This window comes from Kribbella ginsengisoli (assembly GCF_039537185.1).
GTDB classification, from domain to species: Bacteria; Actinomycetota; Actinomycetes; order Propionibacteriales; family Kribbellaceae; genus Kribbella; species Kribbella koreensis.
This window is the reverse complement of record NZ_BAABAA010000001.1, coordinates 889,157-912,791: the sequence shown is the minus strand read 5'-3', so window position 1 is coordinate 912,791 and position 23,635 is coordinate 889,157. Positions and strand designations below refer to the sequence as shown.

General features: G+C 68.7%; 28 protein-coding genes. 17 read left to right on the top strand and 11 right to left on the bottom strand.

Going from position 1 to position 23,635, the window contains the following annotated elements; genetic code table 11:
* Nucleotides 1-232 precede the first annotated feature (232 nt).
* Genes ABD768_RS04030 through ABD768_RS04015 form a run of 4 tightly spaced genes read left to right on the top strand, consistent with a single transcriptional unit; the run spans nt 233 to nt 2,810 of the window.
* Nucleotides 233-823 carry a hypothetical protein gene (locus tag ABD768_RS04030; RefSeq protein ID WP_344837439.1) on the top strand — a complete coding sequence of 197 codons (591 nt, stop codon included), beginning with the start codon at nt 233-235 and terminating at the stop codon, nt 821-823.
* A gap of 10 nt (nt 824-833) precedes the next feature.
* Nucleotides 834-1,514, top strand: a complete 681-nt coding sequence (locus ABD768_RS04025) for a dienelactone hydrolase family protein (RefSeq protein WP_343978432.1) — start codon at nt 834-836, stop codon at nt 1,512-1,514.
* Between the two features lie 8 nt (nt 1,515-1,522).
* Nucleotides 1,523-2,011 carry a glutathione peroxidase gene (locus tag ABD768_RS04020; RefSeq protein ID WP_344837437.1) on the top strand — a complete coding sequence of 163 codons (489 nt, stop codon included), beginning with the start codon at nt 1,523-1,525 and terminating at the stop codon, nt 2,009-2,011.
* A 52-nt stretch (nt 2,012-2,063) separates the two neighbouring features.
* The gene (locus ABD768_RS04015) at nt 2,064-2,810 is read left to right on the top strand and encodes a DUF5995 family protein (RefSeq protein ID WP_343978437.1); all 747 of its coding nucleotides are present in this window, start codon (nt 2,064-2,066) and stop codon (nt 2,808-2,810) included.
* Here ABD768_RS04015 and ABD768_RS04010 read toward each other — a convergent pair.
* Nucleotides 2,740-3,582, bottom strand: a complete 843-nt coding sequence (locus tag ABD768_RS04010) for a hypothetical protein (protein ID WP_344837433.1) — start codon at nt 3,580-3,582, stop codon at nt 2,740-2,742. The genes ABD768_RS04015 and ABD768_RS04010 overlap by 71 nt on opposite strands.
* A gap of 100 nt (nt 3,583-3,682) precedes the next feature.
* Here ABD768_RS04010 and ABD768_RS04005 point away from each other — a divergent pair, with 100 nt between their 5' ends.
* On the top strand, nt 3,683-5,101 hold the full coding sequence (locus ABD768_RS04005; RefSeq protein WP_344837430.1) for an FAD-dependent monooxygenase: 1,419 nt from the start codon (nt 3,683-3,685) through the stop codon (nt 5,099-5,101).
* On the opposite strand, the gene ABD768_RS04000 is transcribed toward ABD768_RS04005, so the two are convergent.
* A complete protein-coding gene (locus tag ABD768_RS04000) occupies nt 5,098-6,501 on the bottom strand; it encodes an MFS transporter (RefSeq protein WP_344837427.1) in 1,404 nt (467 codons plus the stop codon). The genes ABD768_RS04005 and ABD768_RS04000 overlap by 4 nt on opposite strands.
* A 68-nt stretch (nt 6,502-6,569) precedes the next feature.
* Here ABD768_RS04000 and ABD768_RS03995 point away from each other — a divergent pair, with 68 nt between their 5' ends.
* Nucleotides 6,570-7,154 (top strand): helix-turn-helix domain-containing protein, encoded by a 585-nt coding sequence (locus ABD768_RS03995; RefSeq protein ID WP_344837424.1) that lies wholly within the window; start codon nt 6,570-6,572, stop codon nt 7,152-7,154.
* Here ABD768_RS03995 and ABD768_RS03990 read toward each other — a convergent pair.
* The gene (locus tag ABD768_RS03990) at nt 7,144-8,424 is read right to left on the bottom strand and encodes an HRDC domain-containing protein (protein WP_344837421.1); all 1,281 of its coding nucleotides are present in this window, start codon (nt 8,422-8,424) and stop codon (nt 7,144-7,146) included. The two genes, ABD768_RS03995 and ABD768_RS03990, sit on opposite strands and share 11 nt — an antisense overlap.
* Nucleotides 8,421-9,023, bottom strand: a complete 603-nt coding sequence (locus ABD768_RS03985) for a DUF3000 domain-containing protein (protein WP_328323152.1) — start codon at nt 9,021-9,023, stop codon at nt 8,421-8,423. Before ABD768_RS03985 ends, ABD768_RS03990 begins: the two co-directional genes overlap by 4 nt.
* A gap of 83 nt (nt 9,024-9,106) precedes the next feature.
* On the opposite strand from ABD768_RS03985, the gene hemE reads away from it, so the two are divergent.
* From hemE to hemG, 3 genes are read left to right on the top strand one after another with little or no spacing between them, the layout of a single operon-like run.
* Complete coding sequence (gene hemE, locus ABD768_RS03980) at nt 9,107-10,192, top strand: uroporphyrinogen decarboxylase (RefSeq protein WP_344837418.1); 1,086 nt, start codon at nt 9,107-9,109, stop codon at nt 10,190-10,192.
* Nucleotides 10,185-10,754 carry a GNAT family N-acetyltransferase gene (locus tag ABD768_RS03975; protein ID WP_344837416.1) on the top strand — a complete coding sequence of 190 codons (570 nt, stop codon included), beginning with the start codon at nt 10,185-10,187 and terminating at the stop codon, nt 10,752-10,754. The genes hemE and ABD768_RS03975 overlap by 8 nt, the downstream gene beginning before the upstream one ends.
* A gap of 12 nt (nt 10,755-10,766) precedes the next feature.
* On the top strand, nt 10,767-12,185 hold the full coding sequence (hemG, locus tag ABD768_RS03970; RefSeq protein ID WP_344837413.1) for a protoporphyrinogen oxidase: 1,419 nt from the start codon (nt 10,767-10,769) through the stop codon (nt 12,183-12,185).
* Here the strand turns inward: hemG and ABD768_RS03965 are convergent.
* Nucleotides 12,118-12,756: a DUF4328 domain-containing protein gene (locus tag ABD768_RS03965; protein ID WP_344837411.1), complete on the bottom strand. Its 639-nt coding sequence runs from the start codon at nt 12,754-12,756 to the stop codon at nt 12,118-12,120. The two genes, hemG and ABD768_RS03965, sit on opposite strands and share 68 nt — an antisense overlap.
* Nucleotides 12,757-12,844: 88 nt before the next feature.
* Here ABD768_RS03965 and hemQ point away from each other — a divergent pair, with 88 nt between their 5' ends.
* The 3 genes from hemQ to ABD768_RS03950 are packed head-to-tail and all read left to right on the top strand — an operon-like array spanning nt 12,845 to nt 14,690.
* On the top strand, nt 12,845-13,546 hold the full coding sequence (hemQ, locus tag ABD768_RS03960; protein ID WP_343978470.1) for a hydrogen peroxide-dependent heme synthase: 702 nt from the start codon (nt 12,845-12,847) through the stop codon (nt 13,544-13,546).
* A 2-nt stretch (nt 13,547-13,548) separates the two neighbouring features.
* Complete coding sequence (locus tag ABD768_RS03955) at nt 13,549-13,926, top strand: VOC family protein (RefSeq protein WP_343979486.1); 378 nt, start codon at nt 13,549-13,551, stop codon at nt 13,924-13,926.
* Nucleotides 13,926-14,690, top strand: coding sequence for a phosphotransferase enzyme family protein (locus ABD768_RS03950; RefSeq protein WP_344837408.1), 765 nt, complete (start codon nt 13,926-13,928; stop codon nt 14,688-14,690). The genes ABD768_RS03955 and ABD768_RS03950 overlap by 1 nt, the downstream gene beginning before the upstream one ends.
* Here ABD768_RS03950 and msrB read toward each other — a convergent pair whose 3' ends face one another.
* Together msrB and ABD768_RS03940 are read right to left on the bottom strand one after the other, a co-directional pair.
* A complete protein-coding gene (msrB, locus tag ABD768_RS03945; protein ID WP_343978476.1) occupies nt 14,691-15,110 on the bottom strand; it encodes a peptide-methionine (R)-S-oxide reductase MsrB in 420 nt (139 codons plus the stop codon).
* A 115-nt stretch (nt 15,111-15,225) separates the two neighbouring features.
* Nucleotides 15,226-16,818 carry a M4 family metallopeptidase gene (locus tag ABD768_RS03940; protein ID WP_344837405.1) on the bottom strand — a complete coding sequence of 531 codons (1,593 nt, stop codon included), beginning with the start codon at nt 16,816-16,818 and terminating at the stop codon, nt 15,226-15,228.
* A 160-nt stretch (nt 16,819-16,978) separates the two neighbouring features.
* Between ABD768_RS03940 and ligD the strand changes: the two genes are divergently transcribed.
* A complete protein-coding gene (gene ligD / locus ABD768_RS03935; RefSeq protein ID WP_343978481.1) occupies nt 16,979-18,046 on the top strand; it encodes a non-homologous end-joining DNA ligase in 1,068 nt (355 codons plus the stop codon).
* A gap of 31 nt (nt 18,047-18,077) precedes the next feature.
* Here the strand turns inward: ligD and ABD768_RS03930 are convergent, their stop codons facing one another.
* Both ABD768_RS03930 and ABD768_RS03925 read right to left on the bottom strand, forming a co-directional pair.
* A complete protein-coding gene (locus ABD768_RS03930) occupies nt 18,078-18,833 on the bottom strand; it encodes an SDR family oxidoreductase (RefSeq protein ID WP_344837402.1) in 756 nt (251 codons plus the stop codon).
* Between the two features lie 182 nt (nt 18,834-19,015).
* The gene (locus ABD768_RS03925; protein ID WP_344837399.1) at nt 19,016-19,834 is read right to left on the bottom strand and encodes an SURF1 family cytochrome oxidase biogenesis protein; all 819 of its coding nucleotides are present in this window, start codon (nt 19,832-19,834) and stop codon (nt 19,016-19,018) included.
* 69 nt (nt 19,835-19,903) lie between these two features.
* Between ABD768_RS03925 and moaA the strand changes: the two genes are divergently transcribed.
* Nucleotides 19,904-20,920: a GTP 3',8-cyclase MoaA gene (gene moaA / locus ABD768_RS03920; protein WP_344837397.1), complete on the top strand. Its 1,017-nt coding sequence runs from the start codon at nt 19,904-19,906 to the stop codon at nt 20,918-20,920.
* Nucleotides 20,921-20,968: 48 nt separating this feature from the next.
* Here moaA and ABD768_RS03915 read toward each other — a convergent pair whose 3' ends face one another.
* Together ABD768_RS03915 and ABD768_RS03910 are read right to left on the bottom strand one after the other, a co-directional pair.
* Nucleotides 20,969-21,181, bottom strand: coding sequence for a hypothetical protein (locus tag ABD768_RS03915; RefSeq protein WP_343978492.1), 213 nt, complete (start codon nt 21,179-21,181; stop codon nt 20,969-20,971).
* Nucleotides 21,182-21,389: 208 nt separating this feature from the next.
* Nucleotides 21,390-21,707 (bottom strand): DUF3099 domain-containing protein, encoded by a 318-nt coding sequence (locus ABD768_RS03910; RefSeq protein ID WP_343978495.1) that lies wholly within the window; start codon nt 21,705-21,707, stop codon nt 21,390-21,392.
* 73 nt (nt 21,708-21,780) lie between these two features.
* Here ABD768_RS03910 and ABD768_RS03905 point away from each other — a divergent pair, with 73 nt between their 5' ends.
* From ABD768_RS03905 to fabI, 3 genes are all read left to right on the top strand, one after another.
* On the top strand, nt 21,781-21,993 hold the full coding sequence (locus ABD768_RS03905) for a dodecin (protein ID WP_343978498.1): 213 nt from the start codon (nt 21,781-21,783) through the stop codon (nt 21,991-21,993).
* Nucleotides 21,994-22,124: 131 nt separating this feature from the next.
* The gene (fabG, locus tag ABD768_RS03900) at nt 22,125-22,829 is read left to right on the top strand and encodes a 3-oxoacyl-[acyl-carrier-protein] reductase (protein ID WP_344837393.1); all 705 of its coding nucleotides are present in this window, start codon (nt 22,125-22,127) and stop codon (nt 22,827-22,829) included.
* 27 nt (nt 22,830-22,856) lie between these two features.
* Complete coding sequence (gene fabI / locus ABD768_RS03895; RefSeq protein ID WP_343978504.1) at nt 22,857-23,633, top strand: enoyl-ACP reductase FabI; 777 nt, start codon at nt 22,857-22,859, stop codon at nt 23,631-23,633.
* The last annotated feature ends 2 nt before the right edge of the window (nt 23,634-23,635 follow it).

The following is a 23,635-nucleotide window of genomic DNA, read 5'->3' as shown; positions in this document are numbered from 1 at the left end:
GGTTCCAGGAGTGGGAGCAGGACCAAGGCTACCCGTCGGTAACACTCCACCCCAACCCGCCACGCCTGTGCCGCTGCTCACAAGCCGATGTCGGTAACCCGTGGCATCCACGGGATTTCGGGCGCATTCTGGGACGAGGAGCGTCTCAGGAGCCGCAATGAACAATTCCGAGCTTGCTGTCCCGGTTCTGTCGCGGGGCAAACACCGAAACCCTCGCAAGGGTGCCTGCTTCATGGAGTTCGCCTCGTATCTCGCGGGCGAGCCCTGGTCGGATCATCCGGCCTGTACCCATCCACTGCTGGCCGGAGTGGCCCGCGACGTCAATGACTGCACGACGGACGCAGGACGGGCCCGGTTGGCGCCGATGATCCCCTCGGTGATCGGGCTGGTCCCGGAGGACCCGCACGTCGTACCGATGGTGACGGCGGTCTGCATCGAGCATGCGTTGCCGGTGGTGTCGCAGGAGCGGCAGTACATCCTGGCAGTCGCCCTGCTCGTGGGGGAGCGCCACCTGGCTGGGCTGGACGGCCGTCCGCTGGACAGCTTGCGACCTGAGGCTCAGGAGGCGCTGGACGGCGTACCGGCGGCTACCAAGTGGGCCAAGACCTTCACTGCGCGACCACACCGCGGTACTCCGGACTTCGCGCGCCGGACGGCTCCACGGGCTGTGTCGTGTGCTGTGGAGGGCATCTCGCAGGCCTGTGTCTCCAACCCGGATGAGCGGCTCTACGAGCTCCTGCGGGCGGCTATAGCGGAGTCCCAGCGCTGGATGCCTGCACCAGCCGAGCAGGTGTCGCGACGGGAGTCTGTCGACGCGAAGTAGGCTCCAAGGTGTGACCTTGGAGATTGATACCGGCACGGGGTTGATGCCGGCACACGTGTGGGAACCTGCCAACGGATCCGGGCCCGGCATCCTGCTGCTGCAAGAGATCTTCGGGGTCTCCGACTACATCAGGCAGCGGGCCTTCGATCTGTCCGCCCTCGGGTACTACGTGATCGCACCGGAGATCTACTGGCGCCTGGACGGCGCCGAGCTGGACGAGTCGGCGCCGGACGTCCTGGACCAGGCGGTCGGCCTGATGCAGCGCGTCGACTGGCCGACCGCGGTGTCGGACTCGGTCGCCGCGCTCGACTACCTGCGTAGCCGCGAGCAGGGTGTTGGCATCGTGGGCTTCTGCTTCGGCGGGGGACTGGCCTTCAATGTGGCCGCTGTGTCGTCTCCCGACGTACTGGTGAGCTACTACGGCTCCGCGCTGCCCAACTTGCTGGAGCTGGCTCCCTCCGTCGACGCGGTCAGCCTTCATCACTTCGGGGACGCCGACGACTACCTGAAGAGCGACGTCGTCGACAAGATCATCGCGGCCGTCGACGGTCCCCGCACCGAGATCCATCGCTATCCCGGGGCCGGGCACGCCTTCGACAACCCGATGCCCGCCTTCCACCACGCCGGGGCCTCAGCCCTCGCGTGGAGCCGGACCGAAGAATTCCTTTCCCGCAATCTGCCGACCTCCTAAGGATTTTGATGAGCCTGTACGACATTCCGCTGCAGACCCTTTCCGGCGCCGAGACCTCGCTGGCCGAGTACAAGGGCAAGGCGGTGCTCCTCGTGAACGTCGCCTCCAAGTGCGGTCTCACCCCGCAGTACGAAGGCCTGGAGAACCTGCAGAAGCGCTACGCGAGCCGCGGCTTCACCGTGCTCGGCGTGCCCTGCAACCAGTTCGGCGGCCAGGAGCCCGGCACGGCCGAGGAGATCGAGACGTTCTGCTCGACCACGTACGGCGTGACGTTCCCGATGCTCGACAAGCTCGAGGTCAACGGCGACGGCCGGCACACCCTGTACTCCGAACTGACCCTGACCCCCGACGCGGACGGTGCTGCAGGCGACGTCCAGTGGAACTTCGAGAAGTTCCTCGTCACCCCCGAAGGCACCGTCGCGGCCCGCTTCCGCCCGCAGACCCTGCCGGAGTCGGACGAGGTCGTCACCGCGATCGAGGCCCAGCTCCCGGCGTAGCGCATTCAGTATGTTCTCGCCGGGAAAGCTCGGCGAGAACATACTGAATGTCATGGAGCAATCGGGGGACATCGCGGCGGTTGTCGCCGCTCTGCAGGAGCGGCTCGACAGCCTCACGCCCGCCGAGGAGTCGCGCCGTGAGTTCCTCGCGACCTACCAGCGGACGACGAGCGCGGTGGCCCGCGCTGTCGATCGTGGAGCCTTCGAGGATCCCGCTTGGGTCGAGGTCTGGGACGTCGACTTCGCCGGCCTCTACCTGAAGGCGTTCGACGCCGACCGGGCCGGTGAGAGTGTCCCGCGCCCGTGGCGGTTGGCATTCGACGCACCCGCGACCCTGCCGCCGCTGGCGCACGTACTGCTCGGCGTCAACGCCCACATCAACTACGACCTGCCGCAGTCGCTGCTCGCCGTGATCTCCGCCGAGGAATTCGACGACGCCGCCTTACTCGACCGCCGACGCCGCGACCACGAACGAATCGACGGTGTGCTGGCCGACCGGGTAGCCGCCGAGGACGCCGAACTCGCAACCCGCTCAGCGCGCACCCTCCTCGACCGCGCCCTCCGCCCCCTCAACCAACGAGCCTCCAAACGCTTCCTCCGCGAATCCCGCCGCAAGGTCTGGCACAACACCGTCGAGCTCCACCAAGCTCGGGTGATCTCCGCGGAGGCGTATGCCATCCGGCTCGCAGAACTCGAATTACTGAGCGCGGCCAAGATCGCCGACCTGCTCACACCCGGCCAGGTCCTGCTGCGACTAGCGGTCGCCGGCTTCGGCGTCCTCCTACCACCGCCGAGGTGATGAAAAGGAGGGAGAAGCCGGTCAGCAGGGGCCAGGCGAGTGGCTTGCCGGCATCGAGTTGATCGTGGGCGACGACGGCGGCGAGCAGCATCGGGGTGACCATGACCAGTTCGACTTCGAGCATTCGGTGGAGGGTCGACCAGCGGGGGTCGTGCCAGATACCCAGTCCTGCGCCGCCCAGGCAGAGGACGGCAGCGAGGGTTCGGGCTGAGAGTGGGGTGAGAGGCCAGGGCCAGAGGTCGATGAAGGTCGTTGGTGTGATGAACATGGCGGCGCCTTGGACGAGGGCCAGAGTGCCGATGGCGGCCACGGCCGCGCGCAACGACGGTGGTAGCAGGTCGTCGGGGGTGCGGGCGGGGGCGGCGTACCGGCGGTTGAGGAGCCAGGCGGTCAGGACGAGGACGGGGGCGGCGAAGTACAGGGCGGTCCAGATCCAGAAGGCTGGGTTGTCGTGGGTGAACTTGTTCCAGTGCAGGACGGTCGCCAGCCCGAGGAGGGTGGCGAAGGCGGTGACCGAGAGCATGCCGGGGGCAAGGACATGCCAGTGGCGTTCGAGGGCTGCCCGGACGAAGAAGTAGGCGCCGCCGAGGTACGCCGATGCCAGGACCATCGCGGTCATCGTCGGGCGGAGCGGCCAGGCCCAGAGGTGGGCGGTGTGGTGCGGGAACAGGTACAGGATCACGAATCCCGCGATCAGAAACGGCACGATGGCGAGCGACAGGATGCGGGTGTAGGGCAATACCCGGTCGTCGGGCGCAGGTTTTGTGGTCATCGGAAATCCCCCTCCTTCTGACGATTGACCTGGCGGGCGTGGCAGTCAAGGGAGCGGGCGGTTACGGGGATCTAACCTGAGTACGAGAGGGAGGTGGGCCGTGGCGAGGTCGCGTGAGGGGCGCGTGATTGTTGTCGGAGGCAGCATTGCCGGGCTGCTCGCCGCCCGAGCCCTTGCTGAGCACGCTGCTTCGGTGGTCGTGCTGGAGCGCGAGCGGCTCCCGGGTGCCGTCGCACCTCGTGGCCACGTCCCGCAGGGCCGGCACCTGCATCTGCTGCTCGCGGCCGGCCTGGACCGGCTCTGCGACTGGTTCCCGGACATCGAGGATGAGCTGGTCACCCAAGGCGCGGTACGAGTCGACGGCCGCAATGCTTGGGTGTACCAGGGTGGGGCCTACCGAGCCCGCGGCGACTGGGGTCGGCCAGTCCTCTGCATGACCCGACCCCTGCTGGAGCAGGTGATCCGGGCACGAGTCGCCGCCCTGCCCGGGGTGGCGATCGAAGACGGCGCCCTGGTCGAGCGGCTGACCGTTGTGGACCGCAGGGCGGCTCCGGCTGGAGCGGGCGAGGCAATCCGCGGTGGTGCCGGGGAGTGGCGGGTGAGTGGGGTTGTGGTCGGAGGTGCGGAGCGGGCGGCTGAGCTGGTGGTCGATTGCTCGGGCCGGAATTCGCGGATCGTCCATGACCTGGCGAGCTCCGGGCGGCTTGAGGTGCCGGTTACGCGGGTGGGCATCGATATCGGGTACGCGTCCTTCCTCATGCGTCGTTCGACGGGGGACTTCGAGGGGGACTTCATTGCGTGTGTGGACAATCCGGGGTCGTTTCGGGGTGGATCCGTACTGCCGGTTGAGGGGGAGCGGTGGCAGGTGACGTTGGCGGGGGTGCATGGGGATGTGCCGCCTGGGGACGAGGACGGGGTGCGTGCGTTCGCGGAGTCGTTGCCCAGTCCGGTGGTTGGGCAGCTGATCGGGCGGTGCGAGTGGGTGTCGGAGGTTGCGACGTACCGGTTTCCGTCGAGTCAGCGGCGGCACTTCGAGAAGGCGCAGTTGCTGCACGGGCTGGTCACGCTGGGGGATGCGGCGAGTAGCTTCGATCCGATCTACGGGCAGGGGATGTCGTCGGCGGCGCTCCAGGCTGCTGCGCTGGAGGAGGTGGCGCGGGGTGTTGGGGTGCTCTCGCCGGAGTTGCCGCGACGGTTCCATCGCAAGGCGGCCCGGGTGATCGAAGCACCCTGGCGCATCGCCGTCGGTGGGGACTTCGGCCATCCGGAGACAGTGGGGGACAGGCCGGCCGGTACTGCCCAGCTGAACGGCTACATCGCGCAGGTGGTCCGTGCGGCCCACGTATCGGTGCCGGTGGCACGCGCCTTCAATCGCGTACTCCAGTTGGCCGACCCACCCACCGCACTGCTGCACCCGGCTGTGGTGGCGCGGGTCCTGAGCACCTCGCGTCGCTCCCCAGCGGCCACCGGTGCGGCCGTCCAGCACCCACGCGTAGGTGCCGGGCCCGGCGCCGACTAGCTGACGGCGGCAGATTCGAGTGGCCGGATGGCGCGCGGCCGGGCGATTGCGAGGGTGAGGGCGGCGACTATGAGGGCTGCTGCGACTGCGAAGGTTAAGTGCAGGTTGGTGGCGGCGAAGAGGGCGCCCATCACGGCGGTACCGGTGATCAGGCCGAGGTTGCGGGACAAGTTGAGCAGACCGGACACGACGCCGCGCTGGTCGGGCGGGAGATCGGTCAGTACGGCGGTGTTGTTGGCCGTCTGGAAGGTCGCGTAGCCGCTGGTCATCACGACGATCGGCACCAGATAGCCGACGATCCCCAGCCTCGCCGGCATCGCGGCCAGCGCACCGGCGCCTACTGCGATCGCAACCAATCCCGCGACGGTCATCCGCCGTACGCCGAACCGGTCAGCAACCCGCCCAGCCGGTACGCCGGTGAGCGCCGCAACAAGCGGTCCCACGGACAGCACAAGCCCGACCACGGCCGCCCTGAGCCCCAACGTCCTGGCGAGGTAGAACGGCCCGACGACCAGCGTGGCCATCATCACCGTGGAGACGAGAGCGCTCATGGCCAGACTGGTGCTGAGCGTGCGGTCGTGGAAGGCGGCAGGCCGGACAAGTGGTGAGGCGGCTCGGGTCTCGATCCGGACGAAGGTGGCCAAGCCGGCAACCGCCACGACTAGCAACCCCACGACGCCGGCGCTCCGTCCGAACCCCAGAGCGCCGCCGATGTCGCCTCCGACCGTCATCGCCAACGCATACGCGGCAAGCGTTCCGGCAAGCGCCGCAGTGCCCGCGTTGTCGAACCGCCGCGCCGGCATCGCAGGCCTGCTGTGGTCGGCCGGCAGGTGCTTGATGGTCAGGGTGAAGGTGAGGAGTCCGAGTGGGAGGTTGATCAGGAAGATCGTGCGCCAGCCGAAGGCGCCGATCAGTACGCCGCCGAGGGACGGGCCGAGCGCCGTACCGATCGCGGAGGTTGTGCCCAGCAGGCCCATCGCACTGGCGGTTCGTGCCTTGGGGACGATGTCGCCTACGAAGGCCATCGTGAGCGCCATCATGACGGCGGCGCCGAGGCCCTGGGCAGCTCTGGCGGTGATCAGGAGCCAGAGTGCGGGGGCGAGGCCGGCCACGAGCGAGGCGGCGGTGAAGACGGAGATGCCGAGTAGCAGGAGGCGGCGGCGCCCGGTGAGGTCGCCTAGGCGGCCTACGGTGACGATCAGGGTGGTGCTGGCGAGGAGGAAGGCCAGGACGATCCACTGAACCTGCTGGAACGTGGCCTCGAAGGAGTCGGCCAGGGTCGGCAGGGCGACGTTGGCGATGCTGACGCCGAGGGACGACAGCAACATGGTCAAGGACAGGCCGGTCAGGGCCCATGGGGTCGAGGCGCGGGTTGCCGGCTCGGCGGTGGTCGGGGTCATGTCCGCACAGTGCGGCGCAGGTGGCAGGAGCGGCAATTCTTGTTGCTGTTTCTGGGACACTGCAGCACATGGAAGGACAACCGGCGTACCAGGCGGTGCTCGACGAGGTGGGGGATCGGCTGCGGCGGTTGCGGGCGCAGCGCGGGATCACGCTGGCGGTACTAGCGGAAACGACCGGTATCTCGAAGAGCACGTTGTCGCGGCTGGAGTCCGGGCAACGCCGGCCGAGCCTGGAGTTGCTGTTGCCGCTCGCGACGGCGTACCGGGTGCCGTTGGACGAACTGGTCGGGGCTCCGGAGGTCGGTGATCCGCGAGTGCAGCTGAGGCCGCACAAGTCGGCGAGTGGGGAGACGTTCGTGCCGTTGTCCCGGGCGCCGGGGCCGCTGCAGGCGTACAAGCTGATCGTGCCGGACCGCGGCAATGAGCCGAACCTCCGCAGCCATGAGGGCTATGAGTGGCTCTACGTCCTGCAGGGACGGCTGCGGTTGGTGCTGGGCGAGCATGACGTGGTGCTCGGCGCCGGCGAGGTGGCGGAGTTCGACACGAAGGTCCCGCACTGGTTCGGCAGCGCGGACGGAAGACCGGTCGAGGTGCTCAGCCTGTTCGGTCGGCAGGGTGAGCGCATGCATGTCCGCGCGAAGACTAAGAACTAGGTTCTTCGAGCGTTTCGTTCGGAGTCGCCTCGGTGGCGAGGGCATCGGTGAGGACCTCGGCGGTGAGGCCGATCTGCCAGTCGCGGGCGTTGTGCTCGCGCAGGAACGTCGACACCGCGGTCAGGTCCGCGTCGGCCGGGGGAGTCCAGGCCAGTCGCCGGATCGTGTCCGGGGAGAGCAGGTTCTCGGTCGGGAGCCGGTGGGCTTCGGCGATCTCGCTGACGGCCGAGCGCGCCGCCGACAGCCGAGCAGCCGCATCCGGGTCGCGATCAGCCCAGGCGCGAGCCGGTGGCGGTCCGTCGTACCGGGGGCCCTGCTTGGGAAGTTCACTGTCCGGCAGGCGGCGGGCGTGGTCGATCGCCTCCCACCAGGTGCGCATGTGGCGATGTGCGCCGCGCCCCTTGAAGGCAGTCAGTTTCTGCAACGTGTCGCGGTCGACCGGCATCGCGGCCGCGGCCTCGACGATCGCCGCGTCCGGAAGGATGCGCCCGGGTGAGATGTCAGCAGACTCCGCGATCTGATCGCGTGCCTCCCACAACGCCCGTACCACCGCCAGACTCCGGCGATTGCGCACCCGATGCATCCCCGACGTCCGTCGCCACGGATCCGGCTTCGGCTCACGCGGCGGCGCACTCAGGATCGCGGTGAACTCCTGCTGTGCCCACTCCCACTTGCCCTCGCGGCGCAGCTCGGCCTCAATGGCATCGCGCAACTCGATCAGCATCTCGACGTCGAGCTGGGCGTAGATCAGCCACGGCCCGGGCAGCGGACGCGTCGACCAGTCGGCCGCCGAGTGCTCCTTGCGCATCTTGTAGCCGAGTACTTCGCTGACGAGCGACGCCAGCCCGACCTTGGGATAACCGAGAAGCCGCCCGGCCAGTTCGGTGTCGAAGACCGTCTGCGGAACCATGCCGACCTCGGCCAGGCAGGCCAGGTCCTGGTTCGCGGCGTGGATGATCCACTCGGCGTCGACGATCGCGTCGCCGAGCGAGGACAGGTCGCCGAACGGGATCGGGTCGACCAGCGCCGAGCCGGAACCCTCCCGGCGGAGCTGGACCAGGTATGCGCGGTGCGAGTACCGGTAGCCCGAGGCGCGCTCGGCGTCGACGGCCACCGGGCCGGTGCCGGAGCGGAAGGCTTCGACGACCTCGGCCAGGGCCGGGTCGGTGTCGATGACGTCGGACAGTCCGTCGCGCAGCTCGAGCAGTGGCTGGTCTTCGGCCGGGTCATCCGGGACAGGCGGCTGCTGCTGGGTCTCGGCCGGGCTCATCGGCCCCGCTGACCGCGCCGGGTCGGCATCGCGACCACCCCCGGCGGTACCGGCGGGAGTCCCGCCGCTGTACAGAGCACCTCGCCCCAGGCCTCGGCATGATGACTCACGTCGACCATCCCGTCCGGCCCTGGGACAGGACTCCAGGACGCACGGATCTCGATCTCAGCCGTCGCGTCGTCATCGGCCATCCCGCCGAAACTCTCGGATACCACCCTGGTGACGGTACCGCTCGGGGCCAGGTACTCCGCGCCCCGGTCGGCCAGTGCCTCCATCAGCCAGGTCCAGCCCACGCCACCGAGCAGTGCGTCCGTCACCATCTCCGGTTCGACGGCGGCACGCACATACGCGACACAGCGGAAGGTCGACTGCCAGGCGTCGTTCCCCGCGGGGTCGTAGAGGACGACCAGCCGGCCGGTGGCGACATCGTCACCGTCGACCGTCACGTCGGCACTGACCGCCGCCGCGTGCGGAGCGATCCGCTGCGGGGCGGGCATTTCCTCGACGAACACCTCGGGCCGGAACCGTGCCTCACGCAACTGAGTGAGGGCCTCGGCGAACTCCGCGGGTGGCGCGTCGACCTGCTTGCGGGCACCCATGCTTCGCAGCCTACGACTGATTACTCACCGACGCCGGTGACGACGCGCCGGTGACAGGTTCCGGGCATGGGATCATCGGTCCTGTGCCCGTGACGCAACCTGCTCAATCACCCACCGCTACCGATGCCTTACCGGAGTCCGCCTTCCTGCGAGCGGCCCGGGGCGAACCGGTCCCGCACACGCCTGTCTGGTTCATGCGCCAGGCGGGTCGCTCGCTGCCGGAGTACAAGGCGATCCGCGAAGGCACGACGATGCTCGAGTCGTGTATGCGGCCCGACCTCGTCGTGGAGATAACGCTGCAGCCGGTACGCCGTTACGGCGTCGACGCGGCGATCTTCTACTCCGACATCGTGCTGCCGCTGAAATCGACCGGCTTCGGCGTCGAGATCAAGCCCGGGGTGGGCCCGGTGGTCGCGGACCCGATCCGTGATCTCGCCGGTCTGGACGCGGTACGCCCGGTCACCGAGGCCGACGTTCCGTACATCATCGAGTCGGTGCAGGGGCTGGTGTCGCAGCTCGGCGGGACCCCGTTGATCGGGTTCGCCGGGGCGCCGTTCACGGTCGCGTCGTACCTGGTCGAGGGCGGGCCGAGCAAGGACCACGCGAAGACGAAGGCGCTGATGCACGGCGACCCGTCGCTGTGGCACGCCTTGGCGGACCGGCTGGCGGATGTGGCGATCGCGTATCTGTCGGTGCAGATCGAGGCCGGTGCGTCGGCGATCCAGCTGTTCGACTCGTGGGCCGGTGGGTTGTCGGCGCGTGACTATGCGGAGTTCGTGCAGCCGCATTCGGCGAAGGTGTTCGCGGCGCTGGAGCAGTACGGCGTACCGCGGCTGCACTTCGGGGTGAACACGGGCGAGCTGCTCGGCCTGATGAGCGAGGCCGGCGCGGACGTGGTCGGCGTCGACTGGCGAGTGCCGCTCGACGAGGCCGTACGCCGGATCGTCGCGGCCGGCGGATCGCCGAAGCCGGTCCAGGGCAACCTCGACCCCGCCCTGCTGATCGCCGGCTGGAACGCCATCGAGCCCGAGATCGACCGGATCCTGGCCGAAGGCAAGTCCGCCCCCGGCCACATCTTCAACCTCGGCCACGGCGTCCCCCCGACCACCGACCCCGACGTCCTCCACCGAGTGGTCAAGGCGGTCCACGAAAAGTCGGCTCGTGCCTGACGGCGCGGACCCCGCGACTTCTAGCCGCGGAGCGGCTGCGCCGTGGCAACCGGCGGGCTCCAGGGGGTTGCCGCAGGGCGTCCGCCTTGTTCGGCTGGCCGCGGGGCACGCGGATGCTTTGCGTGCGTTCGAGGTGGAGAACCGCGGGTACTTCTCGGCTCATATCTCTGACCGTGGGGACGCGTTCTTCGCTGAGTTCGACGAGCGGCTGGCTGAGTTGCTGGTCGATCAGGACGCGGGGGAGCTGCATTTCCACGTGCTGGTGGAGGACGACGGGCAGATAGTCGGTCGGGTGAATCTGGTTGATGTCGCCGACGGGTCTGCCGAGCTCGGTTATCGGATCGCCGAGCGGTGGACCGGGCGTGGGCTGGCGACCGCCGCCGTGCGCGAGCTGTGTGAGCTGGCGGCAGGCGAGTACGGCCTGAAGGAACTTCGCGCGGGGACCAATCTGACCAACGTGGGATCGCAGAAGGTGCTGGAACGTACCGGCTTCGTGCGGGTCGGGGAGCGGGAGTACGGAGGCCGGCCGGGGATCGAGTACGTGCTGGCTTTGGGCGTCTGATCTGATGGGGTCGTGGAGCGCTCGGTAGTTGTCGTCGGTGGCGGGATCAGCGGGCTGGCTGCGGCTCATGCTTTGGCCAGCGGGGCCAACCCGCCTCGAATTACCGTCCTCGAGTCCTCACCGCGGCTGGGTGGGAAGTTGGCGGGGGCTTCGCTGGAAGGCATCCCGGTGGATCTAGGTGCCGAGTCCGTACTCGCGCGCCGTCCCGAAGCCGTCGACCTGATCCAGGCCGTCGGGCTCGGTGACGACCTGGTGCATCCGGCAACGACCTCGGCCGGGCTCTGGATCGGCGACCGCATCCGCGCGATCCCGCCGACCGTGATGGGCGTGCCGACGGACCCGAAGTCGACCGTCGACGTCCTGGGCGAGGACGCAGCTGCGGCCGTCGCACACGAGCCCGAGCTCGCAGCGCCCGCGTTGACAGAGGACGTGGCGATCGGCCGGTTTGTCGCCGAGCGCATGGGCTCAGCCGTGACGGACCGCCTCGTCGACCCGCTGCTGGGTGGCGTGTACGCCGGTCGTGCCGAGGAGATCTCGCTGGCGGCCGCGGTACCTGAGCTCTACGCCAAGCTGAAGACGGCCCCGAGCTTGCTGGCGGCAACCTCCGAGCTGCGCGAGATCGGCCAGCGCCGCAACACGGCCGGAGCACCTGTCTTCGCAGGCATCAAGGGCGGCATCAACCGGCTGATCACCGCCCTGGAGACGGACCTGCTAGCCCGTGGCGTCCAGATCCAGCGCAGTACGACCGTACGCCGGATCCGCCAGACCGCCGACGGCTACGAACTCGAGACCGGCCCAGTACCCGCCCCGACCTTCCTCCAGGCCGATGCGATCGTCATCGCCGTCCCTGCAGCCCCAGCGGCCCGAATGCTCGCCGACGCGGTCCCGCAAGCAGCTACTGAGCTCGCGGCCATCCAGTACGCGAGCATGGCGATCGTGACGCTCGCGGTGCGCAAGGCGGACTGGCCGTCGACCGCAACCGGCTCCGGCTTCCTGGTGCCGTCCGTGGAGGGCCGCACGATCAAGGCGTCGACCTACTCGCACGCCAAGTGGCAGTGGTCCGCCGACGCCGGGGGAGACCTCGCAGTACTCCGCTGCTCGGTCGGGCGGCTCGGTGAGGAGTACGTGCTCCAGCGCTCGGATGAGGAGCTCACTGCTCTGGCAGCGGCGGATCTACGAGCCGCTGTGGGCCTGCAGACGCCGGTGGTCGGGTCGCTGGTGACCAGGTGGGGCGGCGGCCTTCCGCAGTACGCCGTCGGCCACCTGGACCGCGTTGACCGGGTTGAGGCGGCCGTTGCCGGTCAACCTGGGTTGGCTGTGTGCGGAGCGGCGTACCGGGGTGTTGGGATCGCTGCCTGCGTCGCTAGTGCTGGTAAGGCGGCAAGCCAGGTGCAAGCTCATCTGCAGGCGTCGACGCCTGCAGGTCGGTGACCAGCCGGATCACCCGGACGGCGTAGACCGCGCAGACGACGTTCAGCACTGCGGTCACAGTCGGGTGCACTGCACCCCAGAGGAAGTCACTGGCAGTCGCATCTTCGTCCGGGCCGACCGGAAACAGATCAACGAGGGTGTAGGCGATCCAGGTGCCCCACCAGACGTTGACGACGTTGCTGCCGGCCGGCAGCTTCTCAGGTACGCCTGGTTCGACCTGCCGCGTGCTGCCGGCGATGACGTCGCTGACGACCTGCAGCGGATACCAGAGGAAGACGATGGGGACGATCCAGCTCGCGATCACCCAGCCTCGATCATGACGATGCGGGAACCACGGGTTGATCGCCTCCGCAGCCGTCCGGGCACGCCACAGCCAGACGACGAAGACGACGGCCGCCGACAGGGCCGGGACCAGGAACAGCACGTCCACCCAGTCGACCGCCGCGGGGTCCCAACTGGCCAGATCGTCCTTGTACACCGCGTAGTCGCGCCACGCCATGGCAGCGACGAACACGTAGGCGAGGGCCGTGATCCAGATCAGGATCGAGGCCGCTCTGGGTAGACCGCGCATGGTGATTCCCCCTGATGGTGACTGTTGTCACGAAGAGTAGGGCCAACCCGGGGCACGGTCGGGCAGATCCATTGGCGACAATGGCTGGGTGACCGAGACGAAGCCGAAGGCGCGCGAGCTGAACAATGTCATCCGCTACACCATGTGGTCGGTGTTCAAGGTGGAGACGCCGCTCGGCGAGGCGGACCGCGAGGAGCTCGTGGTGGAGCTCAACGAACTGCTCGGCAAGCTCGGCGCCGACCAGGACGTGGTGATCCGCGGCTGGTACGACGTGGAGGGCTTCCGTGCCGATGCCGACTTCATGGTCTGGTGGCACGCCCCGACCTCCGACGCGCTGCAGGACGCCTACCACGCGCTGCGTCGCTCGCGGCTCGGCCGGCACCTGGCACCGGTCTGGTCGCAGTTCGCGCTGCACCGGCCGGCGGAGTTCAACAAGAGCCACATCCCGGCGTTCCTGGCCGACGAGGAGGCGCGGGCCTACATCTGCGTCTACCCGTTCGTGCGGTCCTACGAGTGGTACCTGCTGCCCGACGAGGAGCGCCGGTTCATGCTCGCGGAGCACGGCAAGATGGCCCGCGGCTACCCCGACGTACGGGCGAACACGGTCGCGTCCTTCGCACTCGGCGACTACGAGTGGATGCTCGCCTTCGAGGCCGACGAGCTGCACCGGATGGTCGACCTGATGCGCGACCTGCGCGCGTCGACGGCCCGGCGGCACGTGCGCGAGGAGGTCCCCTTCTACACCGGCAAGCGGACCGGGCTGAGTGAACTGATCGCGAACCTGGCGTGACGATGGAACGCAAGGCCTTCCCGGTCCTGTACGTCACCGACGTCCGCCGGTCGCTGGAGTTCTATGCCCTGCTCGGCTACGAGTCCCGCTACCAGTTCCCCCTCGAAGGCGACCCCCACTACGTCGGCCTCGAACGCGGCGACTCCTCGCTGGGAATCGCCGACTCCAACTGGCCCGAAGCCCAACTGGGCATCACCGTCGGCACGGCCCCCCGCTTCGAACTCTTCGTCTACGTGGACGACGTCGCAGCCACCGTCGAATCCTTCCGAGCGGCCGGCTACCCGATCCTCCAGGAGCCGGCCACCATGCCCTGGGGCGAACGCCAGGCCTACGTCTCAGACCCCGACAACAACCCAGTAGCCCTCGCCACCCCGATCTGATGGACGAGGTCCTCCCCGGCGGCCGCTTCTCCAAGCCGGTACGCCGCGCCGACACGATCCACCGCCGCCGCAGCACCGCGAACACCCACGCCCTGCTCCAACACCTCGAGCAGGCCGGTTTCGAGCTGTCGCCACGTTTCCTCGAAGCCGACGAAGACACCGAGACGCTCTCGTACCTGCCCGGCACAGCGGGCCACCCGCCGCTCAGCGACGACCTCCGCTCGGACGAAGCGCTGGTCAACGTAGCCCGCGCAATCCGCCGGCTGCACGACGCGACTGCGGGCTTCGAGCCGGTCGACCCGACGGCCTGGAACGACCTGGAGGTGGCCGCACCACTGGCGATCGACTGCATCGGTCATCACGACCTGGCGCCCTGGAACCTGCTCTTCGAGGGCGGCCAGGTGGTCGGCATCATCGACTGGGACACGATCCGCCCGTCGAACCGGGTCTGGGATCTCTCGTACGCCGCATACCAGTTCGTACCGTTCCATCCGCCGGCCTGGCTGGAGCCGTTCGGGTGGCGCGCCGAACCCGATCGGGCCCGGCGGTTGCGGCTGTTCTGCGACTCCTACGCGCTGGGCGTGGAACCGTCGGCGGTGCTGGATCTGATCGTCATCCGACTGCTGTCGCACGCGGCGAACATCGAGCAGCAGGTCAGAGCCGGGAACCCGGCGTTCGACGTCCACCGGGACGAAGATCACGCCGGGGGCTACCGCGCGGCCGTCTCGTACATCCTGACGAACCGCGCGGCTCTGCTGGGCTGACTACTCCGCGGGGGTCAGGGACAGGCTGACGGAGTTGATGCAGTAGCGGAGGTCGGTGGGGGTGCCGTAGCCCTCGCCTTCGAAGACGTGGCCGAGGTGGGAGCCGCAGTTGGCGCAGCGTACCTCTACCCGCTTCATGCCGAGGTCGTGGTCCTCGATGTACTCGACCCGGTCCTCGGCGAGCGGGGCGAAGAAGGACGGCCAGCCGCAGTGCGAGTCGAACTTGGTCTCGCTGCGGAAGAGCTCGGCGTCGCAGGCACGGCACTTGTAGACGCCGATGGTCTTGGTGTCGGTGTACTCGCCGGTGAACGGGCGCTCGGTACCGGCCTTGCGGAGGACCTGGAACTCCGCCGGGGACAGCTTCGCGCGCCACTCCTCGTCGGACTTCTGTACTGCGTACTGCCTGGTGCTCTCTGTCATGTCCCCATTATCGGCGGCCGGTCAACCAAAACCCCGCGGCGTCCGCCTACGTAAGCGTCCCGCAATCGCCGGGCCCTGTCCGCCCCAGTGGGACAGGGCCCGGCGATCACAAGACTCAGTTGACGCTGACCGCCGACCAGGCGGTCGCCACGGCGGCCCGCTCGGCGCTGGCGGCGCCGTACAGGTCGGTGGCCGCGTTGAGCGTCGCGACCCGCGCCTGGGCGTACGTCGTACCGGTGGTGAAGTACGTCGTCAGCGCCCGGTACCAGATCTTGGCGGCCTTGGCCTGCGTGATCCCGCCGAAGGTCGTCCCGTTGCAGCTGGTCGAGTTGTGCGGCAGACCGCCGATGGTCTTCGCGCCGGTGCCCTCGGACAGCAGGTAGAAGAAGTGGTTGGCGACGCCGGACGAGTAGTGCACGTCGAGGTTGCCGACCCCGGACGACCAGCAGTCGGCCGAGTTGCCGTCCTTGCTCGGCTTGTCCATGAACCGCAGGGCCGGCCGGTCCTTCATGATCTCTTCGCCGATGTAGTAGTCGCCCGGGTCGTTCGCGTTGTTGGAGTAGAACTCCACCGAGGTCCCGAAGATGTCGCTGGTCGCCTCGTTCAGGCCGCCGGACTCACCGGAGTAGGTCAGGTTGGAGGTCGCCGAGGTGACGCCGTGGGACATCTCGTGGCCGGCCACGTCGATCGAGACGAGCGGGCCCGCGACGACGTTGTCGCCGTCGCCGTACGTCATCTTCTTGCCGTCCCAGAAGGCGTTCACGTAGTTCGTGCCGTAGTGGACGCGGCTCGGGACGCCCTTGCCGTCGTTGAAGATGCCGTTCCGATTGTGGATGTTCTTGTAGTAGTCGAACGTGGTCGCCGCGCCGTAGTGCGCGTCCACCGCGGCCGAGGCCCGGTCGGTGTTCAGGCCGGTACCCCAGTGGTTGTCCGCGTCGAGGAACTTGACCGCCGTCGGGCAGCCGAGACCGAACAGCTGGCACAGGATCGAGTCGGTCTTGTTCTGCGCGTCGAGGGTCGTCCCGCCGCCGCGCACCGGGTCGGTCAGGTTGAACCCGCCGCTGACGGCCGTGGTGTCGATCGGCACGGTTCCGGAGTACAGGCTCTTGCCGTCGCCGGTGACCGTCTCGATGTGCTGCTCGCTGACGAGCTTGGCGCCGGTCAGGGCGTCGATCGTCGTGGTCACGTTGCTCGGGGTGCCGTCGGCCTGGGTGCCGCCGCTGGTGACCAGGTAGGCGAGCCGTGGCGCACCCTTGCGGGCTTCGATGACCAGGGACGGCTTGCCCTCGGCCTTGAGACCGCCGGTGACGCCCTTGGCGAGGGCGGTGGCGATGCTGACCTTGGGCGTGCGGCTGACGTCGGCCGACTGGGTGAGGGTCTGGCTGACGCTCTTGAGAGCGCCGTCCTTGGCCTGGTGCATGACCACGTCGCCACCGAGCACCGGCAGACCACCGATCGTCCGGTCCATCCGGACGTGGCTGGTGCCGTCGGCGTCCAGGATGACGTCCTTCACGAGGAAGGCGTCGGCGCCGGTGGCTCTGAGCGTGCCGAGATTCTCTGAGATCGCAGCCTTGGCCCGGGCGACCGCTGCGGCGGGGGTGGTGCCCGGGTCTGCCTTCGGTGCGCCGGTGGCCGTGGTGGCGCCGAGCCCTAGGGCGGTTGCGGTCGCCACTGCGGTAGCAGCGGCGAGCAGGGCGGATTTCTTCATCCTCGTGCTCCTTCAAGAGTGTCCCGGGGGCCTCACGCCCCAGGAACGAGGTGCGGGTACGTTACCGCCCGGTCACCTAGGGTGGCCAGGGGTTGAGAAAACTTCCCTTTTCCGTGGGGGTGACGGCATTTGGTCCCCGGCGGCCGGTAGCGTCACCGGCATGGCGGCGACCAAGGCAATCGAGCTCGAGATCGAGGGACGGACCGTCCGGGTTAGCAATCCGGACAAGCCGTACTTCGCGGACCGCGGGCTCACCAAGCTGGACATCGTGAACTACTTCGTCGCGGTCGGCGACGGCATCCTGGGCGCGCTCCGGGACCGGCCGACCACCCTGGAGCGCTGGCCGGGCGGCTGGTTCGAGGGCGCGAAGCTGTCCACCCGGATGGACAACAAGGGCGACGCGTTCTACCAGAAGCGGGTCGCCAAGGGCGCGCCCGACTGGGTCGAGACGGCGACGATCAAGTTCCCCAGCGGCCGGCCCGCCGACGAGGTCTGCCCGACCGAGCTGGCCGTGGTCGCCTGGGCGGTCAACCTCGGCACCCTGACCTTCCACCCCTGGCCGGTCCGCCGCCCCGAGCTCGACTCGCCGGACCAGCTCCGGATCGACCTCGACCCTCAGCCGGGCACGGACTTCAAGAGCGCGGCAGTGGTAGCTCCGGTACTCCGTGAGCTGCTGGCCGAGCACGGCCTGGAGGGCTACCCGAAGACGTCGGGTGGTCGCGGCCTGCACGTGTACGTCCCGATCGAACCGCGCTGGGACTTCGTCCAGGCCCGCCGTGCCGTCATCGCGGTCGGCCGCGAGCTGTCCCGCCGGATGCCGGACCAGGTCACGGTGAACTGGTGGAAGGAGGAGCGTGGCGAACGCGTCTTCATCGACTACAACCAGATGGCCCGCGACCGCACGATCGCCTCGGCGTACTCCGTCCGTCCCAACGCCCGGGCCCGCGTCTCGGCTCCGCTGCGCTGGGAGGAAGTCTCTGAGGTGGTGCCGGACGACTTCGACGTACTGACGATGCCGGCCCGCTTCGCGGAGGTCGGTGATCTGCATGCGGCGGTCGGCGAGAAGGCGTTCTCGCTGGAGTCGCTGCTGGAGCTGTCCGCCAAGCACGAACGCGACTTCGGCGAGGGCGACATGCCGTACCCGCCCGAGTATCCGAAGATGCCGGGCGAGCCCAAGCGGGTGCAGCCGTCCAAGGACCGCGACCGGCCCAAGGACGTCGAGGAGTAGAGCTCCGAACGAGCGGAAGTGGTCGTAGAGCTCAGATGGCGCGGAGGGCGCCGCCGTCGATCGGGATGATGGCGCCGGTCAGGTAGGACGCGGCGGGGGAGAGCACGAACGCCGCCACCCGGCCGAACTCGTCCGGCTCGCCGTAGCGGCGCAGCGGGATCGCCTTCTCCGCGGCGCGCCGGGCGGCGAGGGGATCGGCGGCCTTGCCGTCCAGCTCCTTCAGCCGGTCGGTCGCGATCCGGCCGGGCATCAGCCCGTTGACCCGGACGCCGTTCGGCCCGAGCTCGTCGGCGAGCGTCTTGGCGATCATCGCGAGGCCCGGGCGCAGTCCGTTGGAGATCGCCAGTCCCGAGATCGGCGACTTCACCGATGAGGAGAGCACGAAGGCGATCGACGTACCGTCCGTGCCGGCCCGGGCAACCGAGCGAGCGATCCGGAGACCGCCCAGGAAGACGCTGTCGAAGGCTGCGCGCCAGTCGTCCTCCTCGGTGTCCATCGCCGTACCAGGCCGAGGCCCGCCGACGCTGATCAGGGCGCCGTGCAGGGCACCCCACTTGGCGACAGCGGTCGCGGCCAGCCGCTCGGCGCTCTCCGGGTCGGCGTTGTCGACCGGGATGCCGACCACGTTCTCGCCGAGCTCGGCCGCCGCGCGGGAGATCGACTCCTCGTTGCGGCTGGAGATGACCAGCCGGGCGCCTTCCGCGGCGAGGGCCTTCGCGGTGGCGAAGCCCAGTCCACCGCTGGCGCCGGTGACGATGTAGATGCGATCTTCGAGTCCTAGGTCCACGGCTCCATCCTGCCTGACGCCGCCTGATCTCGCCGCCGCGCGCGCCGCGCGAGATGGCAACGATCTCAGTCCATGGACTGCCGTCTCACCGCAAGGTCGTTGCCGCCAGCGTCGGAGCCGCGATCACCGTGTGCACAGGGCCCGACACGCCGGTGGTAGCCGCAGGCAACAGGAAGTGGGTACTACGAACCGCCCGCACCTCGCTGCGTCCCGGCGCCCGTCGTTGCAGAAGGCAACGATTCCGCCGGCGCCCCGGACTCACCGTCAGTACTGGCATTGTCACCCGTCACGTCGCGCCGGGAGAAGTAGACCAGCCCGCCGATCGCCAGCAGGGCGAAGAAGAACCACTGCAACGCGTAGAAGAAGTGCGGTCCGTCGTCGATCTCCGGCCCCGGGAATCCGCCGAAAGCCGGGTCCGCGGCCGGCACCTGCTGCTCCACGGTCAGGTACCCGTCGTAAAGGGTCAGTCCGAGGACTGGTGCGAAGTCGGGTCCGTTGATCAGCCGGGCCGTCCCGTTGTCCGGCGTACCGCCGCTGGTGTGCCCGCCGCGCTCACTGCGCCGGAGCCGGCCAGTAACGGTCACCTCGCCCGAGGGCGCCGCCGGGATGCTGCTGGGTGCCAGCTCGCCGCCCTGCTTGGGCAAGAAACCCCGGTCGACCAGTACGGCGCTCCCGTCGCTCAGGAGCAGCGGCGTCACGATCTCGAACCCCGGCCGGTCGTTGATGTTCCGGTACCGCATCACGACCTGCTTGCTGGCGTCGTACCGGCCGGTGACGACCGCTGTACGCCAGTCGTGCTGCTCACCGACCACGCGCTGCGGCCCGACGATCTCGGCCAGCGGCGCCGCCGGTGCGGCCAGATTCGTCCGGGTGACCTCGTTGCGCGCCTTGCGGGCGTCCAACCGGTGCAGCTGCCATCGGCCGAGCTCCACACACACCCCGGACAGGAGGAGGATCACCAGCGCAGTGGCGATCCACCGGACATTCATCAGACGACGCACAGCTCGAACTTAAGCCATCCACCGAAACGCCCGGCCGTCGGCTGCTGGCTGCGACGTAAGCTGGCCCGGATGACAGCGCCCAGCACGACCCAGACAGGCCTCGCCGACAACTTTGGCCGGGTCGCCACAGACTTGCGCGTGTCCCTCACGGACCGCTGCAATCTGCGCTGTACCTACTGCATGCCCGAAGAGGGCCTGGACTGGCTCGCCAAGCCGGAGCTGCTGACCGATGACGAGATCGTCCGGCTGATCGAGATCGCCGTCACCCGCCTCGGCGTCGACGAGATCCGTTTCACCGGCGGCGAACCGCTGCTGCGTCGCGGCGTGGTCGACATCGTCACCCGTACGGCGAAACTGCAGCCCCGCCCACAGCTGTCGATCACCACGAACGGCATCGGCCTGGCCCGCCAGGCGACGGCGTTACGCGAGGCCGGACTGGATCGCGTGAATGTGAGCCTCGACACGGTCCGGCCGGACACCTTCCAGCAGATGACCCGGCGCGACCGGCTGAAGGACGTACTGGCAGGCCTTGCGGCGGCCCACGAGGCCGGCCTGACGCCGGTGAAGGTCAACGCCGTCCTCATGCGCGGCGTGAACGACGACCAGGCGCCGGAGTTGCTGCAGTTCTGCCTCGACCACGGCTACGAGCTGCGGTTCATCGAGCAGATGCCGCTGGACGCCCAGCACGGCTGGAGCCGGGACCAGATGGTGACCGCGGACGAGATCCTCGCACTCCTCGGCGAGCGGTTCGCGTTGTCGCCGACCGACGCGGCGGCGCGGGGGAGTGCTCCGGCCGAGTCCTTCACCGTCGGCGGGTACGAGACCACCGTCGGCATCATCGCGAGCGTCACGCGTCCGTTCTGCGGTGACTGCGACCGGGTCCGGCTGACCGCCGACGGCCAGGTCCGCGACTGCCTCTTCGCCCGGACCGAATCGGATCTCCGGACGGCGCTGCGCGACGGCGCCGACGACGACGAACTGGCCGATCGCTGGCGCCGGGCGATGCGCGGCAAACTGCCCGGTCATGGCATCAACGACCCGAGCTTTCTGCAGCCGGTCCGGCCGATGTCCGCGATCGGCGGCTGACCTTTCTGAACCGGAAATTTACTTTTTCCGGTGTAACGCACTCCGGCGTCAAGCTTTCGGCGCCGGGAAAGCCTCCACCTCGCGCAGGAAAGAACGCGCGCCGAGGAAGTCGGACAGGCTCTGCTTGTGCTCGTCACAGGCCAGCCAGGTCTTGCGCCGGTCGGGGGTGTGGATCTTCGGGTTGTTCCACAACAACGCCCAGGTCGCGGGGTTGCCGCATCCCCTTGCAGAGCAGGTGGACGGTAGAGCTTCGTCGGTCACAGCGGGGTCTCCCAGGGGTCTTTCAGGTCGGTACAGGCAATTGTTCCTGACCACTCAATAATCAATAGCCTGGGCAAAATGAAGCGACGTCGGACAGCCACGGGGGGAGCCGTCCGACGCCGCATCAAGACCCTGAATTCCAACCGTGAACTTCAGAGCACGCAGATTCTGACACGGATCCGTCATGAGAATCCAGTCCCGACGCAGATCACTTTTCGGTGTCGTGATCCTGACCCAGTTGTGGCCGGGCCGGCGGCACGTAGACCTCGGCTCCGGAGACCTCTTTCGTCCGCCGCGCATTGGCCAGTACAACGGCCACCGACGGCAGGAAAACCGCCCCGACGAGCAGGATCCACCGCCACGGCGAGGGGGTGATCACGGCGGCGACGAAACACACCACCCGCAACGACATCATCCAGGCGTACCGGAAGATGCGGCTCTCCAGGTCCTCGGACCGGCCGGGCTGGGCACTCGTCACCGAGATGACGGTCGCGTCGTCGCGACCCCGCTTACTGCGCAATGACATCTATTCTCCTCACCAACACCCAACGGTACGCCGGTGCAGAAGTTCCGGCGTACCCAGGCGAAGGGGAACAGTCATGACCGACCGCACCTACCGCGTGACCGAGCTCGTCGGCACCTCCAAGGAGGGCGTCGACGCGGCGATCACCAACGCGATCACCCGGGCCGGCGAGACGCTGCGGCACCTGGACTGGTTCGAGGTGACCCAGATCCGCGGCCACATCGTCGACAACGCGATCGACCACTACCAGGTCGGGCTGAAGGTCGGCTTCCGGCTCGAGGACAGCTGAGTACTGCGCGGGCGAGAGCGGTACTGCGAACCGCCGGGGCCGCCCGGTTCGCAGTACCGGTGGGGGCGGGAGATACCGTTCGTCCGGCAGCGCCGTACAGCGGCTGAATCACTTCTGTGAGGAGATGGAACGTGGCGAGATCGGTACTGGTCACCGGGGGCAACCGGGGCATCGGCCTGGCCATCGCGACCGCCTTCAAGGAGGCGGGCGACCAGGTCGCCGTCACCTACCGCAGCGGTGAGCCGCCGGAGGGCTTCCTCGGGGTCAAGTGCGACATCACCGACGCCGAGCAGGTCGAGGCGGCGTTCGACACGATCGCGGCCGAGCACGGCCCGGTCGAGGTGCTGATCGCGAACGCCGGCATCACCCGCGACACGCTGCTGCTGCGGATGTCCGAGGACGACTGGGACTCGGTCATCGCGACCAACCTGACCGGCTCGTTCCGGGTCGCCAAGCGCGCGGCCAAGGGCATGCTGCGGCTGCGCCGGGGCCGGATCGTCTTCATCTCCTCGGTGGTCGGCATGCTCGGCTCGGCCGGCCAGGTCAACTACGCCGCCAGCAAGTCCGGCCTGATCGGGATGGCGCGCTCGATGGCGCGCGAGCTCGGCAGCCGCGGCATCACCACGAACGTGGTCGCGCCCGGTTTCGTCGAGACCGACATGACGGCGGTCCTGCCGGAGGAGACCCAGAAGCTGTACCTGAGCCAGATCCCGCTCGGCCGCTTCGGCGACGTGTCGGAGATCGCCAAGGCCGTCCGCTGGATCGCGTCCGAGGAAGCCGGCTACATCACCGGCGCGGTGATCCCGGTCGACGGCGGCATCGGCATGGGCAACTAACTACTTCTTCTTCTTTTGAGAAAGGGCATGCCGGTGGGCATCCTCGACGGCAAGCGGATCCTGGTCGCGGGCGTCACGCTCGACTCCTCGATCGGCTTCGCGACCGCCAAGGTGGCGCAGGAACAAGGCGCCACGGTGCTGATCTCGAACTTCGGCCGGGCGCTGAACATCACCAAACGGATCGCCGGCCGGCTGCCGGTCACGCCGCCGGTGATCGAGCTGGACGTCACCGACGAAGAGCACCTCGCCGCGCTGCCGGACGCGGTCCGCGAGCATGTCGACGGCCTGGACGGCGTCGTGCACTCGATTGCCTACGGCAACCCGGAGACGATCCTCGGCGGCAAGTTCCTCGAGGGGCCGTGGGACGACGTGTCGCGCGCGGTGCACGTCTCGGCGTACAGCCTGAAGTCGCTTGCGGTGACGTGTGCGCCGCTGATGAGCCGGGGGAGCAGCATCGTCGGGCTGACCTTCGACGCGTCCGTTGCTTGGCCGGGCTATGACTGGATGGGTGTCGCCAAGGCGGCGCTGGAGTCGACCTCGCGTTACCTCGCGCGGGACCTCGGCGCGCAGGGGATCCGCTGCAACCTGGTCTCCGCCGGCCCGCTGAAGACGCTGGCCGCGAAGGCGATCCCGGGCTTCGAGAAGTTCGAAGGCCCGTGGCTGGACCAGGCCCCGCTGGGCTGGGACCCGTCCGACCTCGAACCGACCGGCAAGACGATCGTCGCGCTGCTCAGTGACTTCTTCCCCTCCACCACCGGCGAGATCATCCACGTCGACGGCGGCTTTCACGCGATGGGTGCCTAGCT